This window comes from Streptomyces sp. URMC 123, from assembly GCF_051386515.1.
Classification (GTDB): Bacteria; Actinomycetota; Actinomycetes; order Streptomycetales; family Streptomycetaceae; genus Streptomyces.
In genome coordinates, this window is sequence record NZ_JBPQTV010000254.1 from 1 (window position 1) to 9,304 (window position 9,304).

At 68.9% G+C, this 9,304-nt stretch carries 9 protein-coding genes; all 9 read right to left on the reverse strand.

Annotation, left to right across the window (positions count from 1 at the left end; translation table 11 throughout):
• Nucleotides 1-99 precede the first annotated feature (99 nt).
• The 9 genes from ACSNOD_RS23725 to ACSNOD_RS23765 all read right to left on the reverse strand — a co-directional run bounded on the left by ACSNOD_RS23725 (nt 100) and on the right by ACSNOD_RS23765 (nt 9,197).
• The gene (locus ACSNOD_RS23725; RefSeq protein ID WP_436769059.1) at nt 100-1,083 is read right to left on the reverse strand and encodes an ABC transporter permease; all 984 of its coding nucleotides are present in this window, start codon (nt 1,081-1,083) and stop codon (nt 100-102) included.
• Nucleotides 1,076-1,999: an ABC transporter permease gene (locus ACSNOD_RS23730; protein WP_436769060.1), complete on the reverse strand. Its 924-nt coding sequence runs from the start codon at nt 1,997-1,999 to the stop codon at nt 1,076-1,078. The genes ACSNOD_RS23725 and ACSNOD_RS23730 overlap by 8 nt, the downstream gene beginning before the upstream one ends.
• Before the next feature lie 38 nt (nt 2,000-2,037).
• On the reverse strand, nt 2,038-3,651 hold the full coding sequence (locus ACSNOD_RS23735) for a peptide ABC transporter substrate-binding protein (RefSeq protein WP_436769061.1): 1,614 nt from the start codon (nt 3,649-3,651) through the stop codon (nt 2,038-2,040).
• 116 nt (nt 3,652-3,767) lie between these two features.
• Nucleotides 3,768-3,968, reverse strand: coding sequence for a DUF397 domain-containing protein (locus tag ACSNOD_RS23740; protein ID WP_436769062.1), 201 nt, complete (start codon nt 3,966-3,968; stop codon nt 3,768-3,770).
• 10 nt (nt 3,969-3,978) lie between these two features.
• Nucleotides 3,979-4,863: a helix-turn-helix domain-containing protein gene (locus ACSNOD_RS23745; protein WP_436769063.1), complete on the reverse strand. Its 885-nt coding sequence runs from the start codon at nt 4,861-4,863 to the stop codon at nt 3,979-3,981.
• A 220-nt stretch (nt 4,864-5,083) separates the two neighbouring features.
• Nucleotides 5,084-6,268 (reverse strand): ABC transporter ATP-binding protein, encoded by a 1,185-nt coding sequence (locus ACSNOD_RS23750; RefSeq protein ID WP_436769064.1) that lies wholly within the window; start codon nt 6,266-6,268, stop codon nt 5,084-5,086.
• A complete protein-coding gene (locus ACSNOD_RS23755; protein WP_436769065.1) occupies nt 6,261-7,298 on the reverse strand; it encodes an ABC transporter ATP-binding protein in 1,038 nt (345 codons plus the stop codon). The genes ACSNOD_RS23750 and ACSNOD_RS23755 overlap by 8 nt, the downstream gene beginning before the upstream one ends.
• 11 nt (nt 7,299-7,309) lie before the next feature.
• The gene (locus ACSNOD_RS23760) at nt 7,310-8,275 is read right to left on the reverse strand and encodes an ABC transporter permease (RefSeq protein ID WP_436769066.1); all 966 of its coding nucleotides are present in this window, start codon (nt 8,273-8,275) and stop codon (nt 7,310-7,312) included.
• Complete coding sequence (locus ACSNOD_RS23765; RefSeq protein WP_436769067.1) at nt 8,268-9,197, reverse strand: ABC transporter permease; 930 nt, start codon at nt 9,195-9,197, stop codon at nt 8,268-8,270. The genes ACSNOD_RS23760 and ACSNOD_RS23765 overlap by 8 nt, the downstream gene beginning before the upstream one ends.
• Between the last annotated feature and the right edge of the window lie 107 nt (nt 9,198-9,304).

Sequence of the window (9,304 nt, forward strand, 5' to 3'; positions counted from 1 at the left end):
GATCACCGCCAAGCAGAACGACTACGTCCAGGCGGCGCGGGCGCTCGGGGCCGGGTCGGCCGTGGGCGGCTGCGGCGGCGTGGTCACGGGTCGGGCTCCTCAGCGCAGCTTGGGGTCGAGGGCGTCGCGGACCGCGTCGCCGAGCATGATGAAGGCCAGTACGGTGACGCTCAGCGCGCCGGCGGGCCACAGCAGCATGTGCGGGGCGTTGCGGATCTGCGAGGCGGCGTTGGAGATGTCGATGCCCCAGGAGACGGTGGGCGGGTGCAGCCCCACTCCGAGGAAGGAGAGGGTGGCCTCCAGCGCGATATAGGTGCCCAGGGCGATGGTGGACACCACGATCACGGGGGCGACGGCGTTGGGCGCCACATGGCGCAGCAGCAGCCGGGTGGGGCCGGCCCCGAGCGCCCGCGCCGCCTGGACGTAGTCGTTCTGCTTGGCGGTGATCACCGAGCCGCGGGCGATCCGGGAGATCTGCGGCCAGCCGAGCAGCACGATGAAGCCCACCACCGGCCAGACGGTGGTGCTGGTGACCACGGAGAGCAGCACCAGCCCGCCGAGGATCACCGGGATGCCGAAGAAGATGTCGGCGGCGCGCGAGAGCGTCGCGTCCCACCAGCCGCCGAAGAATCCGGCGAGCCCGCCGAGCAGGCTGCCCAGCAGCGCCGCGCCGGCCGTGGCGCAGACCCCGACGGTGACCGAGGCGCGGGCGCCGTGGACCGTACGGGTGTAGACGTCGCACCCCTGGGTGTCGAAGCCGAAGGGGTGGCCGGGCTCCGAACCCCCCTGGGATCTGGCGAGATCGCAGCGGAGCGGGTCGCCGGGGGCGATGAGCTGCGGCCAGAGGGCGATCAGCACCAGGAAGACGATCAGCAGCGCCGAGACGACGAAGACGGGGTTGCGGCGGAGCTCCAGCCAGGCGTCCGACCACAGGCCGCGCGGGGTGCGCTCGGGGCCGCCGGGGGCCTGCTCGGTGCCGGGCCGCCGCTCCAGCGTCTCGGCCTCGCTCAGGGCGAGGTCCATCGCCCCGCCGCTGCCGGTGGGGGCGATCGCTTCCTTGGGGTCGTGACGGGGCTCAGGCATAGCGAATCCTGGGGTCGAGCACGGCGTAGAGGAGGTCGACGAGGAGGTTGGCGACCAGGAAGACGATCACCAGGATCGTCACGAAGCCCACGACGGTGGGGGCGTTGTTCCGCAGGATGCCCTGGTAGAGCTGGTAGCCCACGCCATGGATGTTGAAGATCCGCTCGGTGACGATGGCACCGCCCATGAGGGCGCCGATGTCGGTGCCGATGAAGGTGACCACCGGGATCAGGGAGTTGCGCAGCAGGTGGCGGGTGACGACCCGGTGGCGCGGCAGGCCCTTGGCGACGGCGGTACGGACGTAGTCGGCGCGGGTGTTCTCGGCGATGGAGGTGCGGGCCAGCCGGGTGACATAGGCGAGGGAGACCAGGGCCAGCACCACCCCGGGCAGGATCAGCTCGTCGACGGGGGCGTCGGGGGAGACCGAGGGCCGCACCACGCCCCACTTCACGCCGAGGAGGAACTGCAGCAGATAGCCGGTGACGAAGGTGGGGACGGAGATCACGACGAGGGTCAGCAGCAGCACCGAGGTGTCCAGGGAGCGGCCCCGGCGCAGCCCGCTGAGCACCCCGAGGACGATGCCCACGACGAGCTCGATGAGGATGGCGACCAGGGTGAGCCGCAGGGTGACGGGAAAGGCGCTGCCCATCAGGTCGAGGACTTCCTGGCCGTTGAAGGCGGTGCCGAAGTCGCCCTGGAAGATCTGCCCCATGTAGTGCAGGTACTGCTTCCACAGCGGCTGGTCGAGGTAGAGGTCCCGGCGGATGCGGGCGGCGGTCGCGGGGTCGGGCGCCTTGTCGCCGAAGAGGGCCGCGACGGGGTCGCCGAGCGCGTACACCATGAAGAAGATGAGAAACGTGCTGCCGATGAACACCGGGATCATCTGGAGCAGCCGCCGGATCACATAGCGTCCCATGGGGGCTCCGGGGTCGGGGGGCGGTGCGCCGCCGCTGGTCAGTTGACCGTGATCTGGTCGTAGACGGGGACGCTGAACTGGTTCAGGACCACGTCGGAGAGCTGGTCCGCATAGCCTGCGTTGCCGTTCTGGTACCAGAGGGGGATGGCGGGCATGCGGTCGGCGAGGATCTTCTCGGCGTCCTGGAAGAGGCCGATCGCCCTGTCGGGGTCGCTCTCGGCGTTGGCCTCGTCGATGAGCCGGTCGAAGCTCTCGTCGCTCCACTTGCCGTAGTTGGAGGAGGCGCCCGTGTAGTAGAGCGGCTGGAGGAAGTTCTGGATCAGGGGGTAGTCCATCTGCCAGCCGGAGCGGAACGGTCCGGTGAGCCGCTGCTCGGACATCTGGTTCTTGAAGTCCGCGAAGGTGCCGATGGGGTTGACGGTGCAGGGCTGGCCGCCGAGGGCGTTGTTGATGCTGTTGCAGACCGCGTCCATCCACACCCGGTGGGAGCCGGTGTCCACGTTCGAGGTCAGCGTGATCTTTCCGCCGGGCAGTCCGCCGCCCTCCTCGACGAGCTGCTTGGCCCGCGCGGGGTCGTACCGGCAGGCGTCACCGCAGACGCCCTCCCGGTAGCCGCCCTTCTCGCCGAGGGCCGGGCTGGACCAGTCGGTGGCCGGGGTACGGGTGCCGTGGTAGATCTGCTCGGTGATCTGCTGGCGGTTGATCGCCATGGAGATGCCCTGGCGGACCTTCTCCTTGCCGGGCGCGTTCCAGTTGCTGTCGTACATGGGGAAGACCAGCGTCTGGATGATGCCAGCCGGCTGGTTGATATAGCGGTCGCCGAGGTCCTTCCCGACGTTTTTGAGCTGGGCCGCCGGCACATCGTCGACGAGGTCGAGATTGCCGGCCATCAGATCGGTGTACGCGGTGTTGTTGTCGGTGTAGACATTCAGGTCCACCCCGCCGTTCCGCGCCTTGTCCGGGCCGGGGTAGCCCTCCCAGGCGCGGAGCTTCATCGACGAGCCCTTGGTGTACGAATGGATCGTGTACGGGCCGTTGCCGATGGGTTTTTTCAGCCAGTTGTCGTGGTCGTCGAAGAATGCCCTGGGGAGCGGGACGAAGGCCTGATAGCCCAGGGTCTCGGGCCAGGTGGAGAACTTCTGGGTGAGCTTGACGGTGAAGGTCCGCTCGTCCTTGACCTGGAGCCCGGACATGGTCTTGGCGGTGGCGTCCCCGCTGGCCGGGTGGACCTGGTCGTAGCCCTCGATGGTGGCGAAGAACGGCGCGTTGTTCTGCTTGTTGTCGACCAGCGCGCCGTAGTTCCAGGCGTCGACGAAGGACCGGGCGGTCACTTTCTCGCCATTGGAGAAGGTCCAGCCGTCCTTGACCGTGACGGTGAAGTTCTGCGCGTCCGAGGTCTCGATCCGTTCGGCGAGCATGTCCTTGGCCTCGCCGGTCCTGGCGTCGTAGCGCTTGAGGCCGCGGAAGAGCATGTCCAGGACCTTGCCGCCCTGGACCTCGTTGGTGTTCGCCGGCTCCAGGGGATTCTGCGGGTCGCCCCAGGAGGAGCGGACGATGCCGGTGCTGTCGCCGCCCCCGCCACCGCAGGCCGTCGCCACCAGGGCCAGGGCCGCCGCGCCCGCCGCCCGTGTCAGGCGCGTGGCTGAGCGCATGGGGTGCCTCCTTAACTCAGTGCCGGGTCACCATCACCGAATAACACCCCACGGTGTGACCCCGGAGCACTTCTCCGGAGGATATCCACGCGGTCCTTCACCCGGCCGCGCCTGTTTCACAGAGCCGAATGGTCGAATGTTCCCGTTTTGACGGCGCAGAGAAATGCTATGAAAGTCTCCGGGGTGGTCACCAGGACCGTCGAAGGCTGGTCGCTCTCCCTCAGGTGCGGCGTCCCCCAGGTGTCCACCGCGACTTCGACACAGGTGTCGGTCCCGCCCTCGCTGAAGCTGGACTTCTGCCACCTGAGCTGAGACATGGACGCCTTCCTATAACAGCGGATACAGGAGCCTGAGGAGCAGTCCGAGCGAGTCCTTCGCGATATGTGCCTCGGGCGACACCGTCGCGTCAAGGGGAGGCAGCGCTACCTCGGTCAGCCTAGCGAACCAGTTCCTGTAGCGGGCAAGGGCGTCCGCGTCCCCGAGATAGAGGGACTTCTCGATATGCGCCACGACCACCGTGCTCAGCTCCGGCACGGCGGGCTCGGTCAGGGTGAACGACGTGCCGAAGGGCACTTTTCCGTCAAAGGGCAGTACTTGAATGGTGACATTCGGCAGCCGGGACATCTCGATCAGCCGCAACAGCTGGCCGCGCATTGTCTCCCGGCTGCCGAAGGAGGCGTGCAGCGCCGCCTCGTGGATGACCGCGTGGAATGCCGGTGCGTCCTCGCCGTACAACACGGACTGGCGGTGCATGCGGAACTCCACGGCCAGTTCCTGCTCCTCGGCGGTGGCCCGCGCATAGCCCTCCCGGTGGATGACGGAGGCGTATTCGCGGGTCTGCAGCAGACCGGGGATGAACATCGGCTCGTAGGCGGCGATGGCCGTCGCGCCCGCCTCCAGCTCCGCCACGTCCAGCAGCGAGGGCCTCAGCAGCGTGCGATAGCCGCTCCACCAGCCCCGGCCCGCCTCCTGCCCCATCTCGATCAGCGCCTCGAGAAACGGACTAGCACTAATACCGGCGGCCTGTGCCAGATGGCGTACCCGTTCCTCATTGAGACCGGTCTTGCCTGCCTCGGCGTTGCTGAGCTGGGGCTGCTTCATGCCGAGGGCGGCGGCGGCCTCGGTCGACGACAGACCCGCCCGCTTGCGCAGCCGACGCAGTTCCGCCCCGAATCGCCGCTGGCGGTAGGTGGGATTGGCCCGCAGCCCCATTCGACCCTCCCTCACTGACCCGCACAGTCTCGCCCAGCGTCAACGAACCCGTCCACCGTGTCACTCCCTTGCCCCTCAAGGGAGTTCAATAACTGAGCCGAGGCGCCTCGGAGGGGTGACTCCCAGGCGCCTCGGTGGACGGCGACGGTGACGACGCGCTATGAACGGTGCCGGCGTACGGAACTTCGGCGATTCGGCGACCAGCCCCCCGGCGGGACCGTCAGGCGTGCACCACGTCCTTCTCCTCCGCGAAGTGGCAGGCCGACTCGTGCGCCGCCGGGGTGGTGGCGGCGGCGAACCGCTCCGGGATCGCCAGCAGCGGCGCCTCCGTGGCGCACCGGTCCTCCGCCTTCCAGCAGCGGGTGCGGAACCGGCAGCCGGACGGCGGGTTGGCCGGCGAGGGCACGTCGCCGGTGAGGATGATCCGCTCCCGGCCCTCGCGGAGCTCGGGGTCGGGCACCGGCACGGCGGAGAGCAGCGCCTGGGTGTACGGGTGCGTGGGGTGGTCGTAGATCTGCTCGTCGGTGCCGATCTCGACCATCTTCCCCAGGTACATCACCCCGACCCGGTCGGAGATGTGCCGCACGATGGACAGGTCGTGGGCGATGAAGACGTAGCTCAGATCGAACTCGTTCTGGAGCTTCTCCATCAGGTTGATGACCTGGGCCTGGACGGAGACGTCGAGCGCGGAGACCGGCTCGTCACAAATGATGATCTCCGGGTTGAGCGCCAGGCCGCGGGCGATGCCGATGCGCTGGCGCTGGCCGCCGGAGAACTGGTGCGGATAGCGGTTGATGTACTCGGGGTTGAGCCCGACCACGTCCAGCAGCTCCTGCACCCGGCGCCGTCGATCGCCCTTCGGCACCACCCGCGGATGGATGTCGAAGGGCTCCCCGATGATGTCGCCCACCGTCATCCGCGGGTTGAGCGAGGTGTACGGGTCCTGGAACACCATCTGGATGTTCCGGCGGACCGCCTTGAGCGCCCGGCCGGACAGCTTGGTGATGTCCTGGCCCTTGTAGAACACCTCACCGGCCGTGGCCTTCTCCAGCGTCATCAGCAGCTTGGCCACCGTGGACTTGCCACAGCCGGACTCGCCGACGATGCCCAGGGTCTCGCCCTGGTAGAGGTCGAAGGAGACGCCGTCGACGGCCTTGACGGCGCCGACCTGCCGCTTGAACAGGATGCCCTGGGTGAGCGGGAAGTGCTTGACCAGATTGCGGACCTGGAGGATCGGCTCGCCCCGCTCGACCGGGGCGTCGAGCACGGCCTCCACCTCGACGGTGGTGGAGGCGTCGGAGACGACCACCTCGGTCACCTGGGGCGTCGCGTCACCCGGGGCGCCGGCCGGGCCGGTCTTCGCGGCGGAGACGGCGGCCTCGTCGGTCTTCCTGAGCTCAGCCATGGAGTGTCTCCTTCCAGAAGTGGCACGCGCTGCCGCGCTCCGCGGCCACGTCGTGCAGCACCGGCGCGTCCGTCCGGCAGATGTCCTGCGCCTGCGGGCAGCGCGGGTTGAAGGCGCAGCCCGCCGGGATGTTGAGCAGGTTGGGCGGCAGGCCCTTGATCGCGTACAGCTCCTGGCCCTTCTGGTCCAGGCGCGGGATGGAGTCGAGCAGGCCGCGGGTGTACGGGTGGGCCGGGCTCTTGTAGAGCTCGCGCACCGGCGCCGTCTCCACGATCCGGCCCGCGTACATCACCGCGATCTTGTCGGCGACGTCGGCCACCACGCCCAGGTCGTGGGTGATCAGGATCAGGCCCATGTTGAACTCGCGCTGGAGCTCGGCGAGCAGGTCCATCACCTGGGCCTGGACGGTCACGTCCAGGGCGGTCGTCGGCTCGTCCGCGATGATCAGTTCCGGTTCGAGCGAGAGCGCCATGGCGATCATGATGCGCTGGCGCATGCCGCCGGAGAACTGGTGCGGGTAGTCGTTGACCCGCTGCTTGGCGGCCGGGATGCGGACCCGGTCCATCAGCTCGACGGCCTTGGCCTTGGCGTCCTTCTTGGACATGCCCCGGTGCACCCGGAACATCTCGCCCAGCTGGTAGCCGACGGTGAGCACCGGGTTCAGCGAGGACAGCGCGTCCTGGAAGATCATGGCGATCTTGTCACCACGGATCTTGCGGCGCTCCTCGCCGGACATCTTCAGCATGTCCCGGCCGCGGAAGAGGATCTCGCCCTGGGGAATCCGGCCGGGCGGCATGTCCAGGATGCCCATGATGGCCTGGGCGGTGACCGACTTGCCGGAGCCGGACTCGCCCAGCACGGCCAGGGTCTCGCCGGCGGCGACGCTGTAGCTCACGCCGTTGACGGCCTTGGCCACACCGTCCCGGGTGTGGAACTCCACGTGCAGGTCGCGGACCTGGAGCAGCGGTTCGCTCTCCTGCGCGCCGGAACGGGGCGCGGGGGCGTCGGCGGTCTTCTCGATGGTGGTCATGTACGCCCTCCTCAGCGCAGCTTGGGGTCGAGGGCGTTGCGGACCGCATCGCCGAGCATGATGAAGGCGAGCACGGTGATCGACACCATCACCGCCGGGAACAGCAGGACGTGCGGCGCGGTGCGCAGCTGGTCCTTGCCGGCCGAGACGTCGATGCCCCAGGAGACCGTGGGCTCCGACAGGCCGATGCCGAGGAACGACAGGGTGGCCTCGGAGGCGATGTAGCCGCCGAGCGCGATGGTGGCGACGACGATCACGGGGGCCGCCGCGTTCGGCAGGATGTGCCGCAGCAGGATGCGGCCGGTGCCGGCGCCGAGGGCCTTGGCGGCGACCACGTAGTCGGCCTGCTTGATGGAGATCACCGAGCCGCGGGTGACCCGGGCGAGCTGGGTCCAGCCGAGGAAGGCCAGGGCCAGCGAGACCACCCAGACGGTGCGCACCTCGAAGGTGGTGAGGACGACCATGGCACCGAGGAGGAACGGCACGCCGGCGAAGGTGTCGGTGAGGCGGGAGAGGATGGTGTCCAGCCAACCGCCGAAGTAGCCGGCGAGCATGCCCACCAGCCCGCCGAAGAGGGTGACCGCGGCGGTCACCGCGACGCCGACGAGCACCGAGGCGCGGGCGCCGTAGATCAGCCGGGCGTAGATGCTGCGGCCCTGGCCGTCGTAGCCGAGCCACTCGGGCGAGAACACATGGCCGTACTGCGGCTCGGCGAGGTAGTGGCCGGTCAGATCGCCGTCGCGGGGCGAGGCGCTGGTGAACAGGCTCGGGAAGACCGCCATGGTCAGCAGCAGCAGGATCAGCACCGCCGAGATCACGAACAGCGGGTTGCGGCGGAGGTCGTACCAGGCGTCGGTCCACAGGCTGCGCGGCTTGCCGGCGGCCGCGGAGGACTTGGGTGCGGCCGGCGGCGCGGCCACGGCCGGATCGGCGGACGCGGTGGTGGACACGCGGGTCTCCTCGGTCACGTCAGGCATACCGAATCCTCGGGTCCAGGACCGCGTAGAGCAGGTCGACGATCAGGCTGGCGCAGAGATAGACGATGACGAGCAGGGTCACGATGCCGACGACCGTGGAGCCCTCGCGGCGGTTGATCGCCTCGAAGACGGTGAAGCCGACGCCCTGGATGTTGAAGATGCCCTCGGTGACCACGGCGCCGCCGAGCAGGGTGCCCAGGTCGGTGCCGAGGAAGGTGACCACCGGGATCAGCGAGTTGCGCAGCAGGTGCACCCCGACCACGCGGCGGCGGGGCAGCCCCTTGGCCACGGCGGTGCGGATGTAGTCGGCGCGCATGTTCTCCGCGATGGAGGTGCGGGTCAGCCGGGTGACATAGGCCAGCGAGAGCGAGGCGAGCACCAGGGCCGGCATCGTCAGGTCCCCGAAGTTCTCGGAGTCCTGCACGGTCGGCGTCAGCCAGTCCAGCTGGAAGGCGAAGACGAACTGCGCGACGTAGCCGAGCACGAAGGACGGCACCGAGATCAGCAGCAGGGTCACGAACAGCAGACCCTTGTCGAGCCAGCGCTCGGCGCGCAGCCCGGCGATGACGCCCAGCGAGATGCCGGCGACCACGGTGAACACGAAGGCGAACAGGGCGAGCCGGACGGTCACCGGGAAGGCCTGCTCGATGATGTCGGCCACGGGTCTCTGACTGGCGATCTGGGTGCCGAAGTCACCCTGGAACAGTCCGCTGAGGTAGTTCCAGTACTGATGCCAGAGCGGCAGATCGAGACCGAGATCGTGCTTGAGGGCGGCGATCTGCGCCTCGTCCACGGCCTGCTCTCCCCACATCGCCCGGACGGGGTCGCCGGGGAGGGCGTACATCATGAGGAAGATCAGCAGGGTTGACCCGATGAACACCGGGATCATCTGGAGCAGTCGCCGCGCGACATAGCGCCCCATTGTGCCTCCATGTGGATTTACGACGGCGCCGGGAGGCCGCCCGCGGCGAACGACGCCGCGCCGACGCGGAAAGCGGCCCACGGCGCCGGGCCGCGGCCCCCCCGGGG